Below are 26,110 nucleotides of genomic sequence, written 5' to 3'. Positions count from 1 at the left end.
GGGAATTGAGATGAGAAGAAAATTATTTCACGGTATGTCAACGTCATTTGTGCTGGCTTCTATGCTGCTGGCGGGCTGCAGCAGTGGTGACACAGAAGTTGTCGGCTCATCAAGTCCTGGCACAAAATCTGATCCTAATGAACAAATCACGATTACATTCTGGGATGAAAATGCCGGCCCGCAGCGGACACCGATTTGGGAAGAGCTGATTACACGCTTTGAAGCAGAGCATAAAAACATCGACGTAGAGTATGTAGGACTTCCAAAGGATTCAGCGAAGCAAAAACTGGACGCTGCCATCGCAGCAGACGATATGCCGGATGTCGGCAGTGTGCAGACAAGCTGGCTGCCGGAATTTGCAGCGCGCGAAGCTCTGCTTCCCCTTGATGAGCAGTTTGATAGCTGGGAAGAAGGAAGCGACATCAATAAAAGCGCGATTGACTTTAATAAGGAAATTGTCATGGATGGAAAATTATACGGAGTTCCATATACACAAAACCTGGATATTTTGTGGTACCGGCCAGACTGGTTCGCCGAGAAAAACGTAAAAGCACCAGAAACATGGGATGAGTTTTTCACAGCTGCTGAAAAAATGACTGACAAAGCGAACAATCAGTACGGCTATACGATTCGCGGCGGAGCAGGGGGCTCCTTTCAGTTGCAGCGTCTTATGTATGCTTATTCCGGCATTGAAGAGTATGTAGATAAAGATGGCAAAAGTACAATCAACGATCCGAAACACGTTGAGTTTTTGGAAAAATATTTTGATATGTATCAAAAGTTTACACCAAAAAGTGATATAACAAATGGTTACAAAGAAATGATCGCAGGATTTGATACAGGAGCTGTGGCAATGGTGCAGCACAATGTCGGCTCATACGGGGAGCATAACGAATCACTTGAGCCGGGCCAATTTAAAGCGCTTGCACTTCCGAAATCAGAAGACGGCAAATATGCAGCAGAAGGCGGCAATACGATCGGTATGTCTATTTTTAAATCAACAGAGCATCCGGAAGCGGCCTGGGAATTTACTGCGTTCATTAACTCGGCCGAAAGTCAAAGCTATTGGAATGAAAAGGTCGGACAGATTCCAACTAATTCAGATGTGCTGCAGGAAGACTGGGTGAAAAAGGCTGATCATATTAAAGTAGCATTTGAAGTTTATGAAGACCCAGATCTTGTCCTGTACAAACCGCCGTTTTATCTGCCTGACTATCGATCTATTCTTGATAATACTGTGGATTCCGGCATTCAAAATGTAATGAGCGGCAAGATCACCGTAAAAGAATTTTTAGATGAATGGGCCGGCGCAATTGAAGAATCCCAAAAGCAATATGATGAACACTTTAAAAAATAAAAAAGGAAAGATGCCGGGTCAGGCATCTTTTCCTTCATTTACTGGAGGAATGAAGGTTGATCGGCAAAACATATCCGTCGGAAAAAAGAAGTTATATGGATGAGAAAACCGGCAGAAAAGTATGGCAGCTAACAGCATCTTCATCTAATTTCCACTTCTACTTTACAGATAACTCGTTTACGAAAAACAGCGGAGATATTTATTTTTTATCTGATCGAAGCGGACCGGAAAACTGCTACAACCTGTTTAAAATGGATATTGGCTCAGGACTCATGACACAGCTGACAGATGAGGCGGATGGAATTACACCAAGTTACCATACAAAAACGCCCGACAGCAAAATCATTGTGTATGTAACAGGAAACAAGGTGAAAAAACTGGAGACCGATACGATGGATCTGACGGTTCTGTACGAGGAGCAAGGCGATATACACCTTGGCCACCCGCACATTAACGCGGAGAGCACATATATCGGCCTAGCGCGAAATGAGCGTGCGCCTGTTCAGCGCGGTGCCAATTACAAAGGGTTTAAAGAAACAATGTATGTAACAAAAAAGGGCTGGATCACATTGATTTCAATGGATGGAGAGACAGTCACCAATGTATTTGAAGACACCCACTGGCTTGGTCATTTTCAATTTTCGCCGCATGATAGTGATCTCGCCATGTTTTGTCACGAGGGACCCTGGAATCTTGTTCACCAGCGCATCTGGCTGCTTCAAATAGCCAGCCGGGATGTGAAGCCTTGTTTTCGCCAGTCAGAGGATGATTGTGTTGGACACGAATTTTGGACAGCAGACGGCCGCATTTTTTTCGACAACCGGCGTAAAGGCCATGATGGAACGATCACCGTCCATAAAACACAGGCAACAATCGAACTGGAGCAGACGGATCAAGTTCCTTATGTCGGCTTGGCGGATGCTAAAGGAAATGTAGTTCAGGTTATGGATCTGCCTTATTATTGCAACCACTATCATGCTAACCAGGAAGGTACATTGCTCGTCGGCGATGAAGCAGAGGATCTCGTTTTAATTAATATAAGCAGTAATAAGCCTTCAATTGAAACTCTTTGCACACATAAAACGAGCTGGCAGTCACAAAAAACACACTGTCATCCGACGTTCAGCTGGGATGACCGGCATATTTTATTTACCTCGGATAGAGAAGGCGAATGCCAGATTTATTTACTTTCATTAGAGGAGTGAAACCATGTTTGTTAAGGGAAGCGAAACAAAAACCGTACATGCAGGAGAAGGTGCAGTGAGGAAACTGCTTGGCTGCGGCGGCACGCTGACAATGGCGGAAGTGGAGTTTGAAAAGGGAGCAGTTGGAGAAATGCATTCACATGAACATGAGCAGGTGTGTTATATCGTGCAGGGCCGGTTCCAATTTAACTTAAACGGTGATATTCGCCTGCTTCAAAAAGGAGACAGCGTGTATGTTCCGTCAAATATCCAGCATGGTGTTACAGCACTTGAGGATCATTCCATCCTCTTAGATGTATTTACGCCGCAGCGCGAAGATTTTTATTAAGGGGGCTAAAGAAAATGAAGACAATTTCAATGATTGAAACGGCAGAGCAGGCGTGTCGGGCTGTTATGAATACGTATACGCCGGCTGAGCTGCCGCCGGCGGGTATTTGGCATTATCATCAAGGTGTGTTTTTGGAAGGGATGCGGCGTGTCTATGAGCAAACCGGAAACGAAGAGTATTTCAATTATGTAAAGAGCTATATTGACCTGCTTGTTGACGAAGAAGGAAATTTCTTGTTTGCCAGAGAAGAATTAGACGCTGTACAGGTAGGGATTCTTCTGTTTCCGCTGTATCAGAAAACGGGAGACAAGAGATATATGATTGCGGCGAAAAAACTACGGAGCCTGTATGGATCGTTCAATAAAACAACAGAAGGCGGCTTCTGGCATAAAGACAAATACCCGTATCAAATGTGGCTGGACGGCTTGTATATGGCCGGGCCGTTTGCGCTTATGTACAATGAACATTTCCATGAGCCGGAGCTGGTTCAGCAGGTTCTTTATCAAGAAAAGCTGATGCGTATCCATACAAAAGATCAGAACACAGGACTCTTTTATCATGCATGGGATGAGAAAAAACAGCAGCCGTGGGCAAACCCAGAAACAGGCTGTTCACCGGAGTTTTGGTCACGTTCTATTGGCTGGTACGGGACGGCTCTTATCGATATAGCAGAACGGCTGCCGGACTATCATCCATCCCGCACGGAATTAATAGAAGAACTGCGTGCCCTTATCCCGGCGCTGCTCGCTTTTCAAGACGAACAAACAGGGCTATGGTATCAAGTTACCCATAAGGGGGCACGGGAGGACAACTGGCTGGAGTCATCCGGCACAAGCTTGTTTATTTACACGATTGCCAAAGCGGTTCAAAACGGCTGGGCAGACGCTTCATACTTAAAAGAGGCGGAACGGGCGTTTAACGGCTTGATGGAGCATATGGTAGATATAAGCGGGGGAGAGTGGAAGCTGAACGGCATTTGCATCGGGACCTCTGCCGGCGTATATGATTATTACGTTTCCCGCCCCGCGTCCGCTAATGACCTGCACGGGGTCGGTGCGTTTCTATTAGCAGTCGTGGCTCTTGAACAAGCAAAAAAATAAAATATCCAAACCGGCAGGAAGATGATATCGTTAAAGTATAGTTCACAGCAGAGAAGGGCTTGAATACGCATGCAGTTAAAAAAATGGAAAGCGTTTATTCAAAAACACTTCTTTTTTTCCTTTAAATCAACGATTATCAGCCTTTACCTGCCGGTTATGATTTTGTTTATAGCGATTATGGGCGGGGTATCTTATTTTCTCGCTGCTGACCAGATAAAAGAAAACGCATACAAAAATATCGATGATACTGTATTTCAGACAACGGGCTATTTGGAAAACCGTTTTACCGATGTGTTTGAGCAGCTGGTTTCGCTGGCGAATGATCCAACAATGAATGCAATCATTGCGAATGATCCGGATGATATTGATCCGAAAGATTATATTTCTTTTAACAATCACTTAAACCAAATTTTTATCAATTATAATTCTATGATTGAAGCGATTTTGGTTGACATGCATGATGGGAAATTCCAACTGACGAAAAACGACGGCCAAACGAATTTTGTCCGCTTTCAGTTTGAAGAGTATGCACAAAAGTTTACAGGAAGCAAAGAGGGCTATTACTGGCGGAATTTACATGCAGACGATATTTTTTATGGAACCAACAGCGAACCCAACAATGTGATCAGCGTATTTAAGCTGGTTGGAACGGCCCAGTCAAAAGCACACGGCATCGTTCTTTTTAACTTGCGCGGTGATTATTTTGAACGCATTTTTAATGAATCGCTGCTTGGTGAAAACGGCTACCTCGCCTTGATTAGCGAAGATGGATCGGTTTTATCCAAGCAGGTTGAAGAAGAATATATAATCGATGAAACGGTTGTTCAATATGCACAACGAGCGGATGCTGAACGGGGGCAGTTTGAGTTTCAAAAGCCAGGTGGCAAAGAAATGGTCGTCATTTACGATACGATGGAGTTAAACAACTGGAAAGTGGCCGCTGTATTTCCACAGGAGGATGTACTTCAAAAAGTGAATTACATTAAATATGTAACGATTACGTTGATCCTCTGCTTAATGATTGTCGCTGTTGCCATTTCAAATGTTTTTGCCCGCTATATTACCGGACCCATCCGGTCACTCGTTCAAAACATGAAGCTGGTGAACGAGCAAAATATCGCGATCCCCACTGAGCCTTCCGAACATGTCATGAAAGAAATGAAAATTTTAAACCACGGTATGGAAGAAATGATGCAAAAGCTAAACAAACTCATTGAACAGGTAAAAGTCGAGCAGGAGGAAAAGAGAAGGCTTGAATACGCTATTTTGTACGCGCAAATTACCCCGCACTTTTTATATAACACCTTATACTCGATCAAAAGCTTAAGCGATATGGGCATGAACGAAGAAGCCAGTGCCATGATTAGTGCGCTGTCTAACTTTTTTCGCATCAGCATCAGCAAGGGGCGCGAACTGATTACCGTTGCAGAGGAAATCGAGCATATTCGCAGTTATCTTTTTATACAGGAAATGCGCTACGGTGATGATTTTTCATATGAGATCCAAATAGACGAAGGACTGGGACACTATCAAATCATGAAGCTTACCCTGCAGCCGCTCGTTGAAAATGCGCTTTATCATGGGGTTAAGCAGACAAGAGGAGAAGGAAAGATTTTGGTTTCGGTCCGCGAAGAAAAAGAGCAGTTAATTCTTTCTGTACAGGATAATGGCAAAGGGATACCACCAGAAAAACTGGCGGCTATCCGGCGTGAAATTTACCAGAAGGGGTCAGAAAAGCAGACGACTGGTATCGGGCTAAACAGCGTGCATGAGCGCATTGGCCTGCATTTCGGACTGGACTATGGACTCATTATAGAAAGTGAAGAAGGAAAAGGCACGGCTATTACATTAACGATACCAAAACGTGAACAAGGAGTGAGGCGGGCATGACGTGCAGGATAGTGATTGTAGATGATGACCGGATTATCCGGCGCAGCTTGTCGACAGCAATTCCATGGAAGGAACACGGTTTTGAGCTGGCAGGCGAAGCGGCAGACGGAGAAAAGGGCTTAGCGTTAATTAAGGAAACAAATCCGCAAATTGTGATTTCCGATATTAAAATGCCCTACATGGACGGCCTTGAAATGGCCGGGAAAATCAAAGAAATGAATACGGGTATTAAAGTCATTCTATTAACAGGCTTTGAGGATTTTTCCTTTGCGCAAAAAGCCATATCGGTTCGGGCATTTGACTATTTACTAAAGCCAGTCAACCGGAATTGCCTCCTCCAAAAAGCGAAAGAAGCACGGGCAGAGTGGGAAAAAGAACAAAACGACCGGCGCCAGCTTAATGATCATCTTCCCGTGCGCCGTCAGCATTTTATCCGGGCGCTTCTTTATAAAAAAGTAGATAGTACCGGGCTGGAAGACCAAATAAGGGAGCTGGGGCTGGCCCTGCACAGCCCGGTCCTTGCTGTACTGCTGGTAAAATTGGATGAACCGGTGCATCAGCAGTCTGGAAATAAACGGATTAAGAAGCAAATTTTAGCGTTAGCTGAGCACCACTTTCCGGCAAGTGCGATAACAGAGGTGAGGCCGGATGAGTTTGCTGTAATCTGGCCGATGGCAGCCGATATAGAAAACTGGACAATGCAGATTGAAGCATTTCAATCGACTATTCGCGGGTCTCTGCATACATCTATAACCGTTACGGCGGGAGGGCTTTGCGATGGGCTTCAGCGTATACCGGACGCCTACTCTGAGGCAGCAGCTGCTATGGAATTTCGGCATATTATCGGAAAAGACCGCTTTTTCACAATTGAAGATGTAGGGGAGTCCGTTCAAGAAGCCCAGCCTTTTCTTCAGCAGTTCGTTCAGGAAAAAGTGATCGAAAAAGTTAAAATGGGAATGTTGTCGGAAATAGAACAATTTTTTTCGGAGGACCGGCTTCAGCAGCTGAAAAAAGCTTACCTGCCTTTTCAGGAGGTTCGAATGGCGGCTGTTCACCTGCTTATTATGCTGTCACAGGAAGTAGAGAGCTGGAGAGAAGAGCGTCAAAAAGAAATCGTTCGTTACGTGCAGGAGATAAACGGACTTCAGACGATTCAAGAGGTTTTTGAAAAACTTCACCATACATTTATACAAATGGCACAGTCCGTAGAAGAGCAGCGCAAAAAACGGTCTGTTGTGGATGAGGCAGTCGATTATATTAAAGAGCACTTTTGTGAAGAAGACTTAACACTTCAAAAAACAGCCAGCCATGTTCACATGAATGCAGCTTATTTAAGTGCGCAGTTTAAAGCGGAAAAAGGAATCAACTTTGTCGATTTTCTACTGGATTTGCGAATGAAAAAAGCCATGCAGCTGCTGAGGCAGGAACAGCTGAAGATTTATGAAGTGGCAAGCATGGTCGGCTACAGTAATCCACAGTATTTCAGTATTTGCTTTAAACAGTACACCAATCATTCACCGGGCCAGTTTAAAAAACTGTCCTAAGGTCCATTTGGTTAAAAAAAGAGGAGTGGTCTTGCGTGCAGCAAGACCGCTCCTCTTTGTCATATTTAGGCTTAGTCTTTTCTGCGTGCAGCCGCTTCGTCTTTAATTTCTTCACGCATTCCTTCAATGCTTTCTTCGCGGCGTTCATTTTTCGCTTTGATGGCTGCCCGCTCTTTCCCGTTTGCAAAAACCATTGTTTCTTCCGCTGCCTCGATGTTTCCGATTGTGTTTTGCACCATTTCCTGAAGCTTTTGAACGTTGTCGGAACGGTTATCCGGTTTTGGACGGTTGTTGCGTGTCATGTATATTCCTCCTTTGAAGTCTCGAGCAGTACAGTCCGTAGACTGCCCTTTATTTCTTCTGTCCATTCAAAAAGAAAATATGTACAGCTATTTGATTTAAAAATTCTGACAATATTCCCGACTTGACTTATCGGAATTAAGGAGTTAAAGTAAGAATCTACATTTTAGTTATTAGGGGGCTTTTTTATGGAAAATGGGTTTATCCTTTTAAATATCATCGGCCTTCTGATTCTCGTTGCTCTTTTGTTTTTCATGCAGCGCCGCCACGTTTCGTTTTCGAAACGGGTATTTACCGGACTTGGTCTCGGTATCGTGTATGGACTTATTTTGCACTTTGCATATGGAACAGAATCAGAAACGCTGGCAAGTTCTACAGCCTGGTTTGATTTAATTGGAACAGGCTATGTACGTTTGCTTCAGATGATCGTGATGCCGCTCGTATTTATTTCAATTTTAGGAGCGTTCACAAAAATTACGATCGGAAAGAACTTTGCCAAGATGGCGACGCTTATTCTTGGTATTCTTCTTGGCACAACGGCTGTAGCAGCAGCGGTTGGAATTGCATCTGCTATCGGCTTTAACTTGGATGCATCTCAAATTGTCCAGGGAACGGCAGAAACAGAACGCGGCCAGTCTATTGCAGATCAATCGACTGAAGTGGCAGATAAACCGCTGCCGTCTCAAATTGTAGACCTGCTTCCGCAAAATCCATTTTTGGATTTTACAGGTGCGCGTCCGACTTCGACGATTGCCGTTGTCATTTTCGCTGCCTTTTTGGGCTTTGCATACTTAACGGTAGCCCGGAAAGAGCCTGAGCATGCCGCTTTACTGAAACGAGGCATTGATGCTCTTTATTCGCTTGTGATCAATGTGGTGAAGATCGTGCTTCGTTTGACGCCATACGGCATTTTGGCTATTATGGCCCGGACGGTTGCATTGTCTGACTTTGGAGCTATTTATAACCTTGGCAAGTTTGTCATCGCTTCTTATGCAGCGCTGATTGTGATGTTTATTATTCACTTGTTGATTTTGACTTTATCCGGCTTAAGCCCGGCTACTTACGTGAAAAAAGTAGGGGAAACACTTAGCTTTGCTTTTACGTCACGTTCAAGTGCAGGAACACTGCCAATGACATTAAACACGCAAACGACGCGCCTTGGCGTGCCGGAAGGGGTAGCCAATTTTGCCGGCTCATTTGGTTTGTCCATTGGGCAAAACGGCTGCGCAGGTATTTACCCAGCCATGCTTGCCGTAATGATTGCTCCTTCAGCAGGCATCAATCCGCTTGATCCTGGTTTTATCGTGACGCTAATCGCGGTTGTCGTGATCAGCTCGTTCGGTGTAGCAGGTGTAGGCGGCGGTGCCACATTTGCGGCTATTTTGGTTCTATCTGCGATGAACCTTCCTGTCGCGCTTGCTGGCGTGCTCATTTCAGTTGAACCGCTTATCGATATGGGACGGACAGCTCTTAACGTAAACGGTGCAATTACAGCAGGTGTCACGACTGCACGCGTAACAGGAGAGCTCGACAAAGGGGTATTTAACGAAGACCTGGCTAAACAAACAGCCGATGTATAAACAAAAGCACCTCCACAGATGGAGGTGCTTTTTTGTTATTCAGTGTTTTTAGATTTTTTGGACAAATTAGCATGAAGACTTATTTACGGTTCATAGTATATAATAGAAGTGTCGTATACATAGACAAGAGGAGCGACTTACGAAACGGAGGCACTTTCATGACGATCTATACAGGGTTTGTAGGAACGTACACAAAGCAGGACGGAAAAGGAATTCATACGTTCGAGCTTGATACAGAAAAAGCCGAACTCTTACATGCTGCGGTGGCAGCGGAAGTAAACAATTCAACATACATCACGATTAGTGAAAACGAACAATTTTTATACGCGGTAGAGAAAGGCGGAAAAGGCGGCGGCCTCGCAGCTTTTTCAATTCAGAATGGAAAGCTTCACAAACTGAATGACGTACTCGACAGCGAAGGCGTGCCTTGTCACGTATCCCTGAATAAAAATGGCACACGTGCTTTCACAGCTCAGTACCATACGGGGACAGCGGAAATGTACAGCATCAATGCAGAAACAGGCGAACTAATTGATTTGCTTGATGTGGCGACTCATGAAGGGACAGGCCCGAATCCAGATCGCCAGGAAAAAGCGCATACTCACTTTTTCGGTATGACAAAAGATGAGCGTTTTGTTGTGGCGGTGGATCTTGGAACGGATGAAATTATCACCTATGAAGTGGCTGGAGAAGATCTATTGAAAAAAGCGGTTTTCAAAACAGAGCCGGGAGCAGGTCCGCGCCATATCGTGTTTCACCCAACGGAGTGCATAGCTTACGTGATGACAGAGCTGAGCAATGAAGTACTTGTTCTGGAACTTAACGAGCAGGATGGGACGTTTAAACAATTGTATGCCCACAAAACAATCCCGGCTGATTTTACAGCAAACAGCCAGGGCAGTGCCATCCGTATTTCATCAGACGGCCGTTTTGTTTATGCAGGCAACCGCGGCCATAACAGTATCGCGGTATTTGAAACAATCGAAAATGGACGCCGTCTTCAGCTGGTAGAGATCGTGTCCACAAAAGGCGATTGGCCTCGTGATTTTGATTTAGACCCAACTGAAATGTTTTTAATCGTAGCACACGAGAAAACACATAATGTAGTCCTGTTTAAGCGTGAAGCGAAAACCGGCCGGCTGACGCCTGCACAATCAGAAGTGACCGTACCCGAAGGGGTTTGTGTGACCTTTTTAAAAGGAAACTAATTGAAAGAAGGCCTTCTATTTGAATGCAATCGACCGTATCGTTCAGACGTACGCCTCCTTTTTTGACTGGGACATGTGGGTTCATGTCCTGACAGACCCAGTCAGCTGGGGATTGATTGGGACACTTGTCGTGATGGAAGGGCTTCTCTCAGCGGATAACGCTTTGGTGCTGGCCGTAATGGTTCGTCACCTGCCTGAAAATAAGCGGAAAAAAGCACTGTTTTACGGGCTTTTAGGCGCATATACATTTCGGTTTATGGCGATTGGGCTTGGTGTCTGGCTGATGGAAATTCGATGGGTCAAAATTCTGGGCGCTATTTATTTAGCATGGCTCGTTTGGGATCATTTAAAAGAACCCAATAAAGGAGAACAGCCTGTTGAAACGACGAAAACCGGCGTACTGATTCGGATGTTTGGCCCGTTTTGGGGAACGGTTGCAGCGGTAGAACTGATGGATATTGCTTTTTCCGTCGACAGCGTTCTGGCGGCGTTTGGGATCAGCAAAGAAGTATGGATCCTGCTTTTGGGCGGTATGCTCGGTGTCCTGATGATGCGGACAGTAGCAGGCGTGTTTATGAAGCTGATTGACCGGGTGCCGGAGCTTGAGACGACTGCTTATATTTTAATTGGGATCATCTCTATTAAAATGATGCTGAGCATTGCGCATATAGAAATAAGCCATACCATTTTCTTTGTGATTTTAGCGATGGCGTTTGTAGGAACATTCGTCGTTCATATTTTTCGAAGAAACCCTGTCAATTAGCGGCAGGGTTTTCTTTATGGAGATAAGAAAAGGGGAAAGGAAACAGAAAATGAGCAGTTTAAGAAATGAGATAGAACAACAGCGGTCAAGGACCGGACAGCTTTTGCTGCTGTTCAGTATTATCCTGCTGGCGTTAAATATGCGGTCACCGATCACCTCGGTCGGACCGCTCACAACGATGATTCAAAATGACCTGCAGCTATCAAGTGCAGCAGCAGGGGCGCTGACAACGATTCCGCTGCTCGCTTTTGCCGTATTATCACCGTTTGCGTCAACGTTAGCGCGTGCATTTGGCATAGAGCGGGTGCTGTTTAGCGCATTGCTGCTTTTAACAATCGGCTTGATGCTGAGGCCGGCGGGAAGTGTAACGGGATTGTTTTCCGGTACGATCCTGATCGGGCTGGCGATTGCTCTTTGCAATGTGCTTACACCAGCTGTTGTAAAGCTGAATTTTCCTCATAAAATCGGCGTTATGACAGGCTTTTATGCAATGTCTATGAATTTATCAGGAGCCTTTGCGTCTGGATTTAGTATTCCAATGGCCGCATTCAGTTCTTTTGGCTGGCGGGCTTCATTAGGGGTTTGGATCATACCGGCAGGTGCCGCTATCCTTGTTTGGATGACGCAGTGGCGCTACATTCGGCATCCGTTAAAAGCAGGACGGCGCACAGGCCAAAAAACCGCCCTTAAGCACTCGGCACTGGCCTGGAAAATCACCGCTTTTATGGGCATTCAGTCTCTTCTGTTTTATTCACTTGTAGCCTGGCTGCCTGACATTCTGCATGAACAGGGGCTGAGTGTGGAATCAGCAGGGTGGATGCTGTCCGCCATTCAATTCACACAGCTGCCGTTTACGTTCATTGTTCCGATCATCGCCGATCGAATGCAGAATCAGCAGCCGCTTGTGATCGCGGCCGCTTTCTTTATGGCCGCCGGCTTGAGCGGTATTTTATTCGCCTGGACAGAATGGATCGTTCTGTGGGTTATCTTGATTGGGATTGCTGGAGGGATTTCTTTTAGCCTTGCCATGATGTTTTTTACACTCCGGACGAGAACATCGCTGGAAGCGGCTGACCTGTCCGGAATGGCGCAATCAGCCGGCTACTTACTTGCTGCATTGGGGCCGGCCTTGTTTGGCGCGATTCATGATACATTAAACGGATGGACGGTGCCTCTTCTGCTATTAATAGCGGCTGTGAGCGGCCTTTTTATCGCTGGTATGGGTGCCGGAAAGAACGAGTATGTAACGGGGAAGCTGGACCCTCACTCCATGAAATAAAAGCTGCACGATAAGGAGTCTTGCTCCTTATCGTGCAGCTTTTTTACTTATGATTCGGTTCGTATAATTCCCATGTGTATTTAAGAGAATCAACAATAAAGTCGGCTACTTCTTCTGCGGAACGATGACGAACCGGCAGTGTAGAATGGTGAATGGCGTACGCGCTCTGCCGTTTGTAAAACAGCTCTTTAATCTCATCTATGCTTTTGCTTTGAAGAACAGGACGGGTATCGACCAAAAGATCAAGGCGTTCTTTCCATTCTTCCCAATCGACATCCAGATAAAAAACGATGCAATGATCCAGGCATGCTTTTCGGATTTCCGGGTTTAAAAAAGCACCACCGCCGATAGACAGAACTTTCAGCTTTTCCTGGGCAAGAGAGCATGTTTTCTTCTGTTCATATTCACGAAAAAACGGCTCGCCGTGCTCGGCGAAAATTTGGGGAATAGTCATGCCGAAATCTTTTTCAATTTCCTGATCTACGTCAATAAATGTTCGGTAGAGTTTTTTTGCAACCAGTTCGCCGATCGTCGTTTTGCCGACGCCCATAAAACCGATCAATACAATGGATTTCTGTCTTGCCGGTATCTGTAAATGGTTCAATCGAAACACTCTTTCCTTTGTTTAAATTACTTTTTAGTATAGTACAGCTGTGAAGCGCCGTAAACATGTTTCAGCGCAGGATAGAAGAAGGCTTTCCAATCGTTTCATGCTACACTAGAAGAAAATGTAAAGAAAGGATGATTTAATTGAAGCCAGTTGTTGTGGTGTACAAGCCTTTGTATGAGGAAGCGCTCCAGTATATTCAGTCCCTATGCCAGGTTGAATATTTCCCGGGATATGAACGAACCGATCCAGCTTTCGTGGAAGCGCTCGGCCGCGCGGACGGCTTGATTGGTTCAGGTTTAAAGGTGGATGAGGCACTCTTGGATAAAGCGCCAAATCTAAAAGTAATTGCCAACAAATCAGTAGGCTACGATAATCTCGATATTGGGCTTTTAAAAAAGCGTGGCATACAAGCAGCGAATACGCCGGGTGTTTTAGACGATACAGTCGCAGATACCATTATGGCGCTCGTGCTGGCCGCTGCACGGCGGGTAACCGAATTGGACCGGTTCGTTAAAACAGGCGGCTGGGCTGAAAAGGGATTTCATGAGGGCCAATTTGGTGTGGATGTGCATCATAAAACACTTGGTATTATCGGCATGGGTGGTATCGGGCGGACCGTGGCCAAGCGGGCGCATTTTGGCTTTGAAATGAACATTCTCTATCATAACCGTTCACGCCAGGAAGAAGCAGAGCATACATATAACGCTGTTTATTGCACGATGGATGAGCTGATTGAACAGTCGGATTTCGTTTGTGTGATGACACCACTGACCGAACAAACCAGGGGAATGATCGGCCGGGAAGCGTTTGAGAAAATGAAGGAAACAGCTGTTTTTATCAATGCATCACGCGGCCCGGTCGTAGATGAAGAAGCACTGATCCATGCCTTACAGTCCAAGCAAATCCGGGCTGCCGGACTCGATGTATTCGAACAGGAGCCGGTCCGCTCCGACAACCCGCTTTTACAAATGGACAACGTCGTTACGCTGCCGCATATCGGCTCGGCAACCGAAGAAACACGCAAAAAGATGGCGATGCTTGCGGCCGAAAACGTGGTTGCCGGCGTTACAGGGGAAACATTAAAAACGCCTATTTATTAATATTTTATACTTTACTGTTTTAATTAAGAAAAAAAGCACTTTCTGAACCGCAGGCGGTCCGGAAAGTGCTTTTTTATATTTGACAGCCAAGCTGCCGTGAAATATTTTTGGATGTTTCGCGCATTTTACGGATCAGTTCATCATGAATGCGTTCCATAGTAATGCGGTGAACAGGGCCGGATACACTGAAACTGGCGACGATGCGGCCGCTGAAGTCGCGAATCGGCGCGGCGATACAGCGAATGCCTTCTTCATTTTCAATATTATCTAATGCATAATTCTGCTGTTTGACGAGATCAATTTCTTTCTTTAGTTCCTCAAGTGAATCAATCGTTTTGGCTGTTCTTTTCACAAAATCGATTGACGCTGTTGCCTGTTTAAATTCATCTTCATCCATGCCGGACAGCAGGATTTTTCCTACCCCGGTGCAGTACATCGGATTACGGCTGCCAATTCGGGAATACATGCGGATCGTCTGGCTGCTTTCAATTTTATCGATATACACCACTTCTGCATTATCCTCAACACACAAATGAATCGTTTCGTTAATATCCTCGCATAAAGCTTCAAGAAAGGGCCGGGCAGCGGAAATAAGACCGTTGTTAGCTGTCATATTGCGTGATAAGTACAAAACTTGATAACCGAGCCGGTACTTTTCCGTTTTCGGATCCTGCGTCACATACTTCATATTCAGCAGTGTGCCGAGCAGGCGGTGAATCGTACTTTTGGATAAGCCGGCTTTCTCAGCAAGCCGGCTGATTTGAATGCCGTCTGGATAGTCCGACATGATATTAAGAAGCGTCAATGCGCGTTCAAGTGACTGGACATTGGACATAAAAGTGTCCTCCTTCAAAGAGCTGTTCCATTTATCATAGGGAATCGTTGTTTTTTTGTAAATAGGCCCGTTTTTTTTCTTTTTTCAGAAAATTACTTGCAAACGATGAAAACGCCTTTATAATAAAAGTATAAATAATGAAACGATGTTCCACGATACGGAACAATATGAAAAGGAGTGTTGGATATATGAAAACGATCTATGCTCATCATCCGGATGATGTAAAAAACTACACGACTGACAAGCTGCGTGAACAGTTTTTAATGGAAAAGGTATTTATCGAAGACAGCATTCAGTTAACGTACAGTCACGTCGACCGGATTATTTATGGCGGTGCCATGCCAGTTGGGAAAGCGCTCACAATGGAAGCGGGAAAGGAATTAGCTGCAGAATATTTTCTTGAGCGCCGCGAAATGGGCGTCATCAACGTCGGCGGTGACGGGAAAGTCACACTGGATGGCAAAGAATATGAGATCAATAGCCGTGACGGCCTTTATATCGGCAAAGGAACGAAGGATATCGTGTTCGAATCAAAAGATGCAGGGAACCCGGCTAAGTTTTATATCAATTCATGTCCAGCACATCACTCCTATCCAACGGTTAAAGTCGGCCTTGATAACGCCATTGCGCGTCCAATGGGAGCAGACGAATCAATGAATAAGCGGACGATTTACCAGTTTATCCATCCAGATGTATTAGAGTCGTGCCAGCTGAGCATGGGGATGACCATGCTTGAAAAAGGAAGCGGCTGGAACACAATGCCGTGCCATACACATGAGCGCCGTATGGAAGTTTATTTTTACTTTGATATGGAAGAGGACACACGCGTGTTTCATATGATGGGACAGCCGCAGGAAACACGTCATATTGTCATGGCGAATGAGCAGGCGGTGCTGTCACCAAGCTGGTCGATTCATGCAGGTGCTGGCACGAACAACTATACGTTTATTTGGGGCATGTGCGGCGAGAACATTGACTTTGATGATATGCAATTTGTCGATATGAAAGACTTGCGCTAAGGAGGCGGACCAGGATGGCTTTTCAACAGGAGTTTTTTTCACTAAAAGGAAAAACAGCGCTCGTCACAGGAGCAAGAACAGGAATCGGGCAGGCGATTTCCGTTGGTCTTGCCGCGTCTGGGGCACATGTTTTATTGCTTGGGCACCGGGATAATTTAGAAGAAACAAAAGCGCAGATTGCCGAAGCAGGTGGAACATGTGAAACGGTATTGATTGATTTAAGCCAAACCGGCAGCATTCGAGAGCAGATTAAGCCGGTGCTCGAAAAGCATCAAATTGACATTTTAGTCAACAATGCCGGCGTCATTTACCGCGAGCCGGCAGCCGAATTTGATGAATCAGAATGGAACCGTGTCATGGATGTAAATATAAATGCCGTGTTTATTTTATCGCAGGAAGCAGGGCGGTTTATGATTGAGCGGGGCTCCGGAAAAATCATTAATATTGCTTCGCTTCTTTCTTTCCAGGGCGGCGTCTTCGTTCCTGCTTACACGGCAAGCAAGCATGCGGTAGCCGGTTTAACAAAAGCGCTTGCGAATGAATGGGCTGCTAAAGGCGTCCAAGTGAACGCCATTGCACCTGGCTACATTGAAACGAACAATACGGAAGCACTTCGTAACGATCCAGACCGGAGTAAATCGATTTTGGACCGAATCCCTGCTGGAAGATGGGGAGAGGCGGATGATATTGCCGGTGCAGCTGTTTTTCTTGCTTCCAGAGCAGCAGATTACGTGAACGGTCACGTACTCGTTGTCGATGGCGGCTGGATGGGAAGATAAGGAGGCGAAAGAGATGGATGTGATAACAATCGGCGATGGCATGATCACCTTTGACCCCACTTCGAAAGGGCCGCTTCGCTTCGTCAATCAATTCCAGCGGAAAATTGGCGGGGCTGAATTAAACGTGATGCTGGGCTGTGCCCGCCTCGGTCTTCGCTCAGGCTGGATCAGCCGCCTTGGCAAGGATGAATTTGGCCGGCATATTATAAACACTGTCCGCGGAGAAGGAGTGGATGTTTCCGAGGTAAAGCTGGAGGAAGGATACGCGACGTCACTGAATTTCAAAGAAGTACAGGAATCCGGTGCGGGACGAACCTTTTATTACCGCCTGCCTTCACCGACTGAAACACTGACACCGGAGGCACTGCCGGAGGAATACATCAAAGGAGCCAAAATTCTTCATGTTACCGGCGTATTTCCGGCGATTCAGCCGCAAAACCGCCAGGTGATTCTGCGGGCGCTTCAAATTGCGAAAGAAAATGGTGTGAAAGTGTCCTTTGATCCAAATATCCGGCTTCGTCTTTGGTCAAAGACAGAAGCGCGTGAAACGATTTTATCCTATTTGCCATATGTCGATTATTTATTAACAGGCCGCGAAGAGCTGGAAATCATCTTTGATTCAGCGGATGACAGCTTTCTGCGCCGCGCACTCAGCGGATTTTCATTTGAACAGGTGATTATGAAAGACGGCGAAAAAGGAGCGGCTGTTCTTCACAATGGCTCGTGGCAGCATGTGGCTGGTTTTCCGGTTGCGAAAGTAGTAGACACAGTTGGAGCCGGCGATGGGTTTGATGCCGGTTTTCTATACGGTTTGCTGCAGGGCTGGCCGGTGGAACGGTCACTTGAATTTGCCAATGCCATTGGCGCGATGGTTGTACAGGTGAACGGTGATAACGAAGGCCTTCCGTACTTGGAAGAGGTGGAAGGGTTTTTAGGTCAGCGTGAAACGATAGAAAGGTAGGGAAACAGCATGGTAATTGAACAGTTAATCGAGGCGCCTCTTGTGCCTATTTTACGAAAAGTGCCGTATGACAAAAGCGCTGCTATTGTAAAAGCGCTTGTTGATGGCGGTGTAACCTCAATTGAAGTAACCATGGAAAGTGAACGGGCCGAGGAGATCATAGCGGAAGCCATTCAGACGCACGGCAATCGTGTGCTGGTGGGTGCCGGAACAGTGCTGAATATTGAGGACTGCCGCCGGGCCATTAAAGCTGGTGCCCAATTTATTGTGACGCCGGCATTGGATGAAGAAGTGACGGCATACGCAGTCGAGCAAAACGTTCCGATCATTCCAGGTGTATTTACGCCGGCAGAGATGATGCGGGCAATGAAGCTGGGGGCAGAAGCCATTAAGCTGTTTCCGGCATCCGTGCTCGGTCCTGCTTTTATTAAAGACGTAAAAGGGCCGCTCAGCCATATTCCCATTATGACGACCGGAGGCATTACCCTCCAAACAGCCGCTGACTACATTAAAGCAGGAGCTGCGGCAGTCGGAACGGGCAGCGCTTTGTTGAAAAAAGACTTGATTGCTTCTAATGACTGGGAAGGGTTAAAGAAAGAAACGGAAAAGTGGATTCAAGCTGTAACGATCCATAAAGTAGCAGGGTAAAACACCGTATAGCCGAAATGCAAGGAAAACAGGCCGGAATTTTCCGCCTATGGCCGGATTCTTTATCGTTCCGGCCATAGGCTCACTGATTCCGGCTCCCTTGCGTTTTTTTCGGCCTGCAGAAAAACAGGAGGGAAGCAAATATGAAACTAGGCATTCGTGGACATGATCTGGAAAAAATGCCGGCAGAAGAGCTGGCCCGGACCATTTCTGATAAAGGATTCGATGCGGTGCAGCTGGCGGTCGGAAAATCATTTGATTTTTATACGGAGCCCGGCAGCTTAACGAAAGAGATTTCCCGGGAAATTGGCGAGACGTTCCGCCGGCATGATGTGCAAATTGCGGTGCTCGGCTGCTATATTCAAATGATTCATCCGGACACCGCTGTCCGCCGGCGTGAGCTGGATCGTTTCAAAGAGCACCTGGCTGCTGCAAATGATTTTGGCTGCCTGCTGGTCGGGACAGAGACTGGAAATGTTCAGGCAGAAATCGCGTACACAACGGACAATTTCAAGGAAGAGCCGTTTCTAGCCGTTGTAGAAAGCATGAAAGAACTGGCTGCTGAAGCAGAAGCGCAGAATGCGGTCATTGGAGTAGAGGCCGGTGTGAACCATCCGATCTACTCACCGAAAACAATGAAGCGGCTGCTTGACCTTGTTCAGTCCGATTATGTGCGTGTTATTTTCGATCCAGTTAATTTACTGACGGCCGAAACGTGGGAGAATCAAGCAGCTATATTCCAAGAGGCTTTTCATCTGTTTGGTGATAAAATTGCCGTGCTGCATGCCAAAGACGTTGAGCTGAAAAACGGTTCGCTTCAAGCCGTGCCGGTAGGGAAAGGCTTAATTGATTACGAGACTGTTTTTCGGCTGATTAGAGAAACAGGCCGGTCGATCCCGGTTTTACTGGAAGATGTACGTGACCCGTTTATTGAAGAGAGTCGCCAATTTCTTGCTGCTCAACATCACTGATTTTTAAACAAACTCCCCGGAAAAGTAATATCGAAATTTTTCCTGATTTCGATAAACTGGATAAAAAGGGGATGGTATAATGGTACAAATGATGACGAATGGTGTGTACCGGTTTTGTGAATGGGTGACCCGCCTTGCTTATTTAAACGTTTTATGGATAGCGTTTTCACTGGCGGGTCTGCTCGTTCTTGGCTTTTTTCCTGCGACGGCTGCCCTGTTTGCAGTCACACGCAAATGGGCCATGGGGGAAACAGATATACCTGTTTTTCGGACATTTTGGCGTACGTATAAGGAATTGTTTTGGCGGTCCAACCGACTTGGCCTTACGCTGACGCTGCCCGCTGTTTTATTTGGTGCGAACTTCATGATCTTTGAGCAATATGGAGCGCCGCTTCCATTTATGCCGTTTCTGTTAACAAGCTTTTTTTTGTTGTATAGTGTGGTTGCATTATTTGTTTTTCCGGTGTATGTTCACTATAACGTTCCGCTCAAACAAGCGGTCAAGTATTCACTTTTGATCGGGCTGCTGCGCCCTGTTCATACCGTGCTGATGATTACGAGTCTGATCGGAATGGCATATGTTATGATGCAGCATATTACGTTTGTGTTGTTCTTTAGTGGAAGCGCTTTCGGATTCGTGCTTATGTGGTTTGCGATGAAGGCATTTCACAAGGTAGCGGAAAAGCAGGAAGAAGCCTCTCTGCAGCAAACGTAAAAAATGCGCCGGAGGAGGATGCGTGTGATTGAAGGCGTTATGGGAATATCTTGTTATCACATTTGAAAATTTAAAAATTAAGTATAAGTTTATTGTGTTTGTTTCCGCCATTATGTGTGTGTTTTTACTTTTTACCATTGCCGGCCTGCAGTATGCCTTTACAACGTACGATCAGCAAATTTATCGAAAATCCTCTCAGGTACTCAGCATGTCATCTGACAGTGTAGAAAATGAACTGCAGCGTATTCAGGATATTTCATTTGAAATTGTCACCGACCCTTCTCTTATTCAGCAGACAGCCCATACAAAGAAAGCGGCAAACCGGTATGAGCAGTATGGCATTCAAACAGCCATCAGCAACCGGTTAAGCGACTACATCAGCTCTGAAAAATATATTCATTCCATTTACTTGATTGATACAAATGGCAAAATGTATTCAGCAGGCAATTCGCTCGCCCCGGCATCGGAAGAAGAAAAAGCGATGCTGATTGAACGGGCAGAGCAGGCGCACGGATCGAATGTATGGGTAACGGCAGACGGCATGAACCGGTTTTTAACCGCTGCCCGTCAGATCCGTTCCTACGAGAATTTAAGTATGGAGAATCTGGGCACAATTGTTATTCGTGTGGATTTAGCCAAAATCGTCGCGTCACTGCCTGAAGAATGGGAAGACACACAGGGCAACACGATGATTTCAAACGGGGATCACGTGTTTTTTTCGGAGGAAGATATACGACCGTTTCGCTCTTTTAATTTTTCTGAACAGACAGCGCAAGGGTACACGATCAAGGAAATCAATGGCAGCCGGTATTTTGTCACCTACGTAAAAACATCGTTTGCAGACTGGACGTATTGGCACTTTATTCCGTTTGACGCGGTATTTTCAAATATCACTAAAGTAAAGTATTCGATTATTGCCGCTTTTGTTGTTTTACTGCTTATTGTCATTATGACAGTGGTTCATTTCACACGAAAAATTACTACACCGATTGAAGAACTGGTCCAAACGATGCACCACATACAGAAAGGGGATTTTGCAATCGCGGAAACGATGCCGCCGCCTCCTCGTCATCAGGATGAGATTGGGATGCTCCACCGCGATTTTACATTTATGGTTCAGCGCATTAATGAACTTATCAAAGAAAACTATGAAAAACAGCTGCTCTTAAAAGAAACGGAATTTAAAGCGCTGCAAGCACAGATGAATCCGCACTTTTTGTATAACACGCTTGAATCCGTCAACTGGCTGGCGAAGGCAAACAAGCAGACGCAGATTTCTAAAATGGTAGAGTCCCTTGCTTATTTGCTGCGGAACTCCGTTAACTTAAAAGAAGATATTGTTACGATTGAGCAGGAAGTCGATTTAGTCAGCCATTATGTGACCATTCAAAAATATCGCTTTGAAGACCGGCTTGATTTTCACCTTGAAGTGGAGCCAGAAGTACTGGAATGCCGTATTCCAAAGCTGACCATTCAGCCGCTGATTGAAAACGCGATTCATTATGCGCTTGAGAAAATGATTGATCCGTGTACGATAACGATCAGGGCGCACAAAAAGCGCGATGCTGTTTTTGTGATAGTCGAAGATAACGGACCTGGCATGGATGCACAGTTTCTGGAAAAGCTGTACAAAGGGGAAGTCAAAACACGTGGGACAGGCATTGGCCTGAAAAATATTGATGAACGGACGAAGCTGTTTTTTGGGGAGAAATACGGAATTACCATTCACAGTGCATCTAGAAGAGGAACGGCTGTGACGGTTTTTTTACCTTTTGAAACGGGGGATGAAAATCATGTACAAAGTGTTGCTGGCGGATGATGAACGCATCATTTTGGAAGGGATTTCAAACGTGATTGACTGGAAATCGCTTGATACGGAACTGGTTGCAACCGCACGAAATGGAATTGAAGCCTACGAAAAAATTGCCGAGCATCACCCGCACATTGTGATCAGCGATATTAAAATGCCGGGTATGGATGGCCTTGAGCTTGCCGGCAAAGTGCGGGCTGATTTTCCTGATATTCAATTTATTGTTCTGTCTGGCTTCAGTGAGTTTGAATATGCGCGGTGCGCCATGCAGCACGGGGTAAAAAACTATTTGCTCAAGCCGTGCAATGAAGCTGATATTATTGAAACGGTCACAGACGCGGTGAAAAACATTAAGCAGAAGGAACAACAGCGGCAGCAGTTTGAAGAAATACAGCCGAAGCAGCCGGCAGCCGAAACACGACAGCCGTGCCGGGAGTATTCGCCGGTGGTTAACGAAGTAGTCGACATCATTTACACTCATTTCAGCGACAAGCATTTGTCCTTAAAATGGGTAGCCGGTCAAATGCTTTATATGAATGCTGACTATCTCGGGAAGCTGTTTAAGCAGGAAACAAATGAGCGCTTCTCCGTTTACTTAACGAAAGTCCGTATTGAAGAAGCGATCAGGCAAATTGGACAAACAGAGGATGTGCGAGTCGCCGACTTGGCGGAGCGGACCGGCTTTGGGGACAATCCTCAGTATTTCAGCCAGGTATTTAAAAAGTACACAGGTGTTACGCCGACGGAATATCGTAAAGCCATATGAACAGATGGGTCCTGACCGAAGTCGGGGTCTTTTTTTTTTGACTTTTCATCGATCACTGTTTTTTAAACATTGTTGTCGGGTTTTTCCATTTAAATAATTCAGAAAATCCATAAAATAAGGATTGTAAGCACTTTCAAAAAAGAAACGAAAGCGGGGGACTGGGATGAAGAAAGTAGTATTGTCGCTAAGCAGCCTCATGCTGGCTGCCGGACTTGCCGGGTGTGGCAATGACAGCAGCAGCGGGACGAGCGGTGAAACAAAAGAAGGCAGTTCAAATGAAGAGATTACACTTCGTGTTGCATGGTGGGGCGGCCAGCCACGCCATGATTATACAATGAAAGTTATCGAAATGTATGAAAAAGAACATCCAAATGTAAACATCGAAGCGGAGTTTGCGAACTGGGATGACTATTGGAAAAAGCTCGCGCCGATGGCGGCAGCCAATCAGCTTCCTGACATTATTCAAATGGATACAGCTTACCTGTCACAATACGGTGAAAAAGGCCAATTAGAAGATTTAACACCATATACAAAAGACGGCACGATCAACGTTGAAAATATTGATGAAACAACTTTAAAGGGCGGCAATATTGGAGACAAAATGTACGGATTTAACATGGGTTCAAACGTACTGTCAGTCATTTCAAACGATGACATGCTGAAGCAGGCAGGCGTTGAATTAAATAGTGAAAACTGGACATGGGATGATTTTGAGAAAGCGGCCATTGACGTACAAAAAGCAACCGGCAAATACGGCACAAACCCGATGAATCCACCGGATGTCTTTTTCCCGTACTACCTGCGCACACAAGGCGAGCGCTTTTATAAAGAAGATGGTACAGGCCTTGCCTACAAGGATGACCAGCTGTTCGTCGATTTCTTTGAACGCCAGGTTCGTTTAATTAAAGCGGAAGCGTTCCCAACGCCAGATGTGTCTGCTCAGGTTAAAGGACTTGAAGATGACTTTATCGTAAAAGGCAACGCAGCCATGACATGGAACTACTCTAACCAATATCTTGGTTTCGCGCAGCTGACAGATGCACCGTTAACACTTAACCTGCCGCCGGAGCAAGCTGAAAACAATGCACTGTTCCTTCGTCCAAGTATGTTCTTCTCCGTGCCGAAAAGCTCTCAGCACAAAGAAGAAGCAGCGAAATTCATTGATTTCTTTACAAATGACGTTGAAGCCAACAAATTAATCAAAGGCGACCGCGGCGTACCAGTTTCATCCGAAATTATTGATGCCCTAAAGCCTGAACTGACAGAAGATGAATTGAAAATCTTTGAATATGTTGAACGTGCCTCTGAAACAGCCAGCCCTGCTGACCCGCCAGATCCGCTTGGCAGTGCTGAAGTAATGAAAACCTTGAAAGACATTTCCGACCAAATCCTGTTTGAGAAAATCTCACCTGAAGAAGGGGCGAAGAAATTCCGTAAGCAGGCAGATGAAATTTTAAGCAGAAACGCCTAATGAGAGGGCAGGAGTATGGCAGAAAGATCGTACTCCTGCTTTTCTAAAATAAGAAAGGACGTGACCCCAAATGAAACTACGCCCGGCAGGAGATAATCTCGCAGGCTATGCTTTTATCTCTCCATTCATTATTGGATTTCTTGCCTTCACCATTATCCCGATGATTGTTTCACTTTACTTGTCTTTTACAAGCTATGACTTGTTTTCCGCTCCGCAGTGGGTTGGGCTTGCCAACTACGTTGAAATGTTTACCGGAGATGAAAAGTACTGGACAACAATTAAAGTTACCTTTACCTACGTGCTGGCCGGTGTGCCGCTTCGCTTAACCTTTGCTCTGATTGTTGCAATGCTGTTAAACCGTGCTTCCCGTATGGTAGGTGTATACCGGACACTGTTTTACCTGCCGTCCATCATTGGCGGAAGTGTTGCGGTAGCAATTATGTGGCGCAACATTTTCGGGAATGAAGGGACCATTAACCAGATCTTGTTCTTTATGGGAATTGACCAAAAAATCTACTGGTATCAGGAACCAACATCGGCACTTTGGACATTGATCCTGCTGTCTGTATGGCAGTTCGGCTCTTCCATGCTTATTTTCCTGGCCGGCTTAAAAAATATTTCGCCGGAATATTACGAAGCAGCGAGTGTAGATGGGGCTAACCCGTTCCAAAAGTTTTTCAAAATTACGCTGCCGCTTCTCAGCCCTATTATTTTCTTTAACCTGGTCATGCAGACGATTTCCGCATTTATGACGTTTACGCCGGCTTACATCATTTCCAAAGGAGAAGGCGGGCCGCTTGATGGAACACTTCTTTACTCGCTTTATTTGTTCCAAAAAGCATTCAACTTCTTCCAGATGGGCTATGCATCTGCAATGGCATGGGTGATGCTCTTGATCGTTGGTCTTTTAACACTGATTTTATTTAAAACATCCAAGTATTGGGTGCATTACGAATCGAAGGAGGGATAAGGAATGAAAGCACTACAAGAAACACCGCAGGCAGAACCGCGCCAGCTGCGTATCGGTAAACCGAAATTCAACTGGAAAAGGTGGCTTTATCATCTTGTGACCGGCGCCTTTGCCCTGCTGATGCTTTACCCGATTCTCTGGCTGCTGATGAGCTCGTTTAAAGAAAGTTCACAAGTGTTTGTTACAGCGCACTCCCTGATTCCAGACCCATTCATTATCAGCAACTATGCGCAGGGATGGGAAGGCATCGCCGGCCAGTCGTTTGGCACCTTTATTAAAAACTCGCTTATCATCGTCGGGTTTTCCACAATCGGCGCCGTTATTTCTTCGTCCTTAATCGCGTACGGATTTGCCCGCATTTCGTTTAAAGGAAAAGCATTCTGGTTCGCCTGCATGATGGTATCGATGATGCTTCCGCACGAAGTCGTTATGATTCCACAGTACATCATTTTCGCGAAAATCGGCTGGCTGAACTCGTTTTTGCCGATTATTGTCCCGCAGTTTTTCGGCCATGCGTTTTTCATTTTCCTGATGGTGCAATTTATCCGCAACATTCCAATTGAGCTTGATGAAGCAGCGCGAATTGATGGCTGCGGCCGTTTCGGCATTTTCTACAAAGTGATTTTGCCGCTGATCGTGCCGGCTATGGCAACGGCCGCGATCTTCTCGTTTTACTGGAAGTGGGAGGACTTAATCAACCCGGTGCTCTACTTAAACAGCCCGGAAAAATATCCGGTTTCACTGGCATTGAAGCTGTTCCTTGATTCTGAGACTGCCTCTAACTGGGGAGCGATGTTCGCCATGTCGGTTGTTTCACTTCTGCCAGTTGTCTTAATTTTCTTCTTGTTCCAGAGATATATCGTAGAAGGAATCAGCACAAGCGGATTGAAATAAGAAACGA

Annotated in this window: 25 protein-coding genes; 22 read left to right on the top strand and 3 right to left on the bottom strand. The window is 45.7% G+C overall.

The genetic code is table 11. The features are described 5' to 3' along the window. The first annotated feature begins 10 nt into the window (after nt 1-10). The 6 genes from RIN81_RS11855 (at nt 11) to RIN81_RS11830 (ending at nt 7,424) form a co-directional block, all read left to right on the top strand. Nucleotides 11-1,357 (top strand): ABC transporter substrate-binding protein, encoded by a 1,347-nt coding sequence (locus tag RIN81_RS11855; protein WP_309090419.1) that lies wholly within the window; start codon nt 11-13, stop codon nt 1,355-1,357. A 56-nt stretch (nt 1,358-1,413) separates the two neighbouring features. Then, nucleotides 1,414-2,562, top strand: a complete 1,149-nt coding sequence (locus RIN81_RS11850) for an oligogalacturonate lyase family protein (protein ID WP_309090417.1) — start codon at nt 1,414-1,416, stop codon at nt 2,560-2,562. Nucleotides 2,563-2,566: 4 nt separating this feature from the next. Continuing rightward, a complete protein-coding gene (locus RIN81_RS11845) occupies nt 2,567-2,890 on the top strand; it encodes a cupin domain-containing protein (RefSeq protein WP_309090415.1) in 324 nt (107 codons plus the stop codon). A gap of 14 nt (nt 2,891-2,904) precedes the next feature. Continuing rightward, nucleotides 2,905-3,990, top strand: a complete 1,086-nt coding sequence (locus RIN81_RS11840; protein ID WP_309090413.1) for a glycoside hydrolase family 88/105 protein — start codon at nt 2,905-2,907, stop codon at nt 3,988-3,990. Between the two features lie 69 nt (nt 3,991-4,059). Next, nucleotides 4,060-5,880: a cache domain-containing sensor histidine kinase gene (locus RIN81_RS11835; RefSeq protein WP_309090411.1), complete on the top strand. Its 1,821-nt coding sequence runs from the start codon at nt 4,060-4,062 to the stop codon at nt 5,878-5,880. Beyond that, nucleotides 5,877-7,424, top strand: a complete 1,548-nt coding sequence (locus tag RIN81_RS11830; RefSeq protein WP_309090409.1) for a response regulator — start codon at nt 5,877-5,879, stop codon at nt 7,422-7,424. Before RIN81_RS11835 ends, RIN81_RS11830 begins: the two co-directional genes overlap by 4 nt. A 71-nt stretch (nt 7,425-7,495) precedes the next feature. On the opposite strand, the gene tlp is transcribed toward RIN81_RS11830, so the two are convergent. Beyond that, nucleotides 7,496-7,726, bottom strand: a complete 231-nt coding sequence (gene tlp, locus RIN81_RS11825; protein WP_251271273.1) for a small acid-soluble spore protein Tlp — start codon at nt 7,724-7,726, stop codon at nt 7,496-7,498. Nucleotides 7,727-7,912: 186 nt separating this feature from the next. Here tlp and RIN81_RS11820 point away from each other — a divergent pair, with 186 nt between their 5' ends. From RIN81_RS11820 to RIN81_RS11805, 4 genes are all read left to right on the top strand, one after another. Then, nucleotides 7,913-9,304 carry an L-cystine transporter gene (locus RIN81_RS11820; protein ID WP_309090407.1) on the top strand — a complete coding sequence of 464 codons (1,392 nt, stop codon included), beginning with the start codon at nt 7,913-7,915 and terminating at the stop codon, nt 9,302-9,304. Between the two features lie 158 nt (nt 9,305-9,462). Next, the gene (locus RIN81_RS11815; protein WP_309090405.1) at nt 9,463-10,512 is read left to right on the top strand and encodes a lactonase family protein; all 1,050 of its coding nucleotides are present in this window, start codon (nt 9,463-9,465) and stop codon (nt 10,510-10,512) included. 73 nt (nt 10,513-10,585) lie between these two features. After that, on the top strand, nt 10,586-11,275 hold the full coding sequence (locus RIN81_RS11810) for a DUF475 domain-containing protein (protein WP_375164542.1): 690 nt from the start codon (nt 10,586-10,588) through the stop codon (nt 11,273-11,275). Between the two features lie 49 nt (nt 11,276-11,324). Next, nucleotides 11,325-12,554, top strand: a complete 1,230-nt coding sequence (locus RIN81_RS11805) for a CynX/NimT family MFS transporter (protein ID WP_309090401.1) — start codon at nt 11,325-11,327, stop codon at nt 12,552-12,554. Nucleotides 12,555-12,597: 43 nt separating this feature from the next. On the opposite strand, the gene RIN81_RS11800 is transcribed toward RIN81_RS11805, so the two are convergent. After that, nucleotides 12,598-13,104 carry a shikimate kinase gene (locus tag RIN81_RS11800; protein ID WP_251271762.1) on the bottom strand — a complete coding sequence of 169 codons (507 nt, stop codon included), beginning with the start codon at nt 13,102-13,104 and terminating at the stop codon, nt 12,598-12,600. Between the two features lie 200 nt (nt 13,105-13,304). On the opposite strand from RIN81_RS11800, the gene RIN81_RS11795 reads away from it, so the two are divergent. Further along, nucleotides 13,305-14,264, top strand: a complete 960-nt coding sequence (locus tag RIN81_RS11795) for a 2-hydroxyacid dehydrogenase (protein ID WP_309090399.1) — start codon at nt 13,305-13,307, stop codon at nt 14,262-14,264. 73 nt (nt 14,265-14,337) lie between these two features. Here the strand turns inward: RIN81_RS11795 and RIN81_RS11790 are convergent, their stop codons facing one another. Next, the gene (locus RIN81_RS11790) at nt 14,338-15,099 is read right to left on the bottom strand and encodes an IclR family transcriptional regulator (protein WP_251271283.1); all 762 of its coding nucleotides are present in this window, start codon (nt 15,097-15,099) and stop codon (nt 14,338-14,340) included. A 188-nt stretch (nt 15,100-15,287) separates the two neighbouring features. Here RIN81_RS11790 and kduI point away from each other — a divergent pair, with 188 nt between their 5' ends. The 11 genes from kduI (at nt 15,288) to RIN81_RS11735 (ending at nt 26,103) form a co-directional block, all read left to right on the top strand. Beyond that, nucleotides 15,288-16,118, top strand: coding sequence for a 5-dehydro-4-deoxy-D-glucuronate isomerase (gene kduI / locus RIN81_RS11785; RefSeq protein ID WP_309090397.1), 831 nt, complete (start codon nt 15,288-15,290; stop codon nt 16,116-16,118). Nucleotides 16,119-16,132: 14 nt separating this feature from the next. Further along, entirely contained in the window at nt 16,133-16,897 is a 765-nt protein-coding gene (gene kduD / locus RIN81_RS11780) for a 2-dehydro-3-deoxy-D-gluconate 5-dehydrogenase KduD (protein ID WP_251271288.1), read from the top strand. Between the two features lie 13 nt (nt 16,898-16,910). Further along, nucleotides 16,911-17,858, top strand: a complete 948-nt coding sequence (locus RIN81_RS11775) for a sugar kinase (RefSeq protein WP_309090395.1) — start codon at nt 16,911-16,913, stop codon at nt 17,856-17,858. A gap of 9 nt (nt 17,859-17,867) precedes the next feature. After that, nucleotides 17,868-18,506: a bifunctional 4-hydroxy-2-oxoglutarate aldolase/2-dehydro-3-deoxy-phosphogluconate aldolase gene (locus RIN81_RS11770; RefSeq protein WP_309090393.1), complete on the top strand. Its 639-nt coding sequence runs from the start codon at nt 17,868-17,870 to the stop codon at nt 18,504-18,506. Between the two features lie 143 nt (nt 18,507-18,649). Continuing rightward, the gene (locus tag RIN81_RS11765; RefSeq protein ID WP_309090391.1) at nt 18,650-19,477 is read left to right on the top strand and encodes a sugar phosphate isomerase/epimerase family protein; all 828 of its coding nucleotides are present in this window, start codon (nt 18,650-18,652) and stop codon (nt 19,475-19,477) included. A gap of 79 nt (nt 19,478-19,556) precedes the next feature. Continuing rightward, the gene (locus tag RIN81_RS11760; RefSeq protein WP_309090389.1) at nt 19,557-20,192 is read left to right on the top strand and encodes a YesL family protein; all 636 of its coding nucleotides are present in this window, start codon (nt 19,557-19,559) and stop codon (nt 20,190-20,192) included. Nucleotides 20,193-20,220: 28 nt separating this feature from the next. Next, the gene (locus tag RIN81_RS11755; protein ID WP_309090388.1) at nt 20,221-22,011 is read left to right on the top strand and encodes a cache domain-containing sensor histidine kinase; all 1,791 of its coding nucleotides are present in this window, start codon (nt 20,221-20,223) and stop codon (nt 22,009-22,011) included. Further along, nucleotides 21,986-22,768 (top strand): response regulator transcription factor, encoded by a 783-nt coding sequence (locus tag RIN81_RS11750; RefSeq protein WP_309090386.1) that lies wholly within the window; start codon nt 21,986-21,988, stop codon nt 22,766-22,768. Before RIN81_RS11755 ends, RIN81_RS11750 begins: the two co-directional genes overlap by 26 nt. Before the next feature lie 163 nt (nt 22,769-22,931). Next, nucleotides 22,932-24,239, top strand: a complete 1,308-nt coding sequence (locus tag RIN81_RS11745; protein ID WP_309090384.1) for an ABC transporter substrate-binding protein — start codon at nt 22,932-22,934, stop codon at nt 24,237-24,239. A 70-nt stretch (nt 24,240-24,309) separates the two neighbouring features. Further along, entirely contained in the window at nt 24,310-25,209 is a 900-nt protein-coding gene (locus RIN81_RS11740; RefSeq protein WP_251271303.1) for a carbohydrate ABC transporter permease, read from the top strand. Nucleotides 25,210-25,329: 120 nt separating this feature from the next. Then, complete coding sequence (locus tag RIN81_RS11735; RefSeq protein WP_375164541.1) at nt 25,330-26,103, top strand: carbohydrate ABC transporter permease; 774 nt, start codon at nt 25,330-25,332, stop codon at nt 26,101-26,103. Nucleotides 26,104-26,110: the final 7 nt, after the last annotated feature.

The organism is Domibacillus sp. (genome assembly GCF_031181085.1).
Lineage (GTDB): Bacteria > Bacillota > Bacilli > Bacillales > Domibacillaceae > Domibacillus.
The sequence above is the reverse complement of the archived record's forward strand: the minus strand, read 5'-3'. Positions and strand labels throughout refer to the sequence as shown.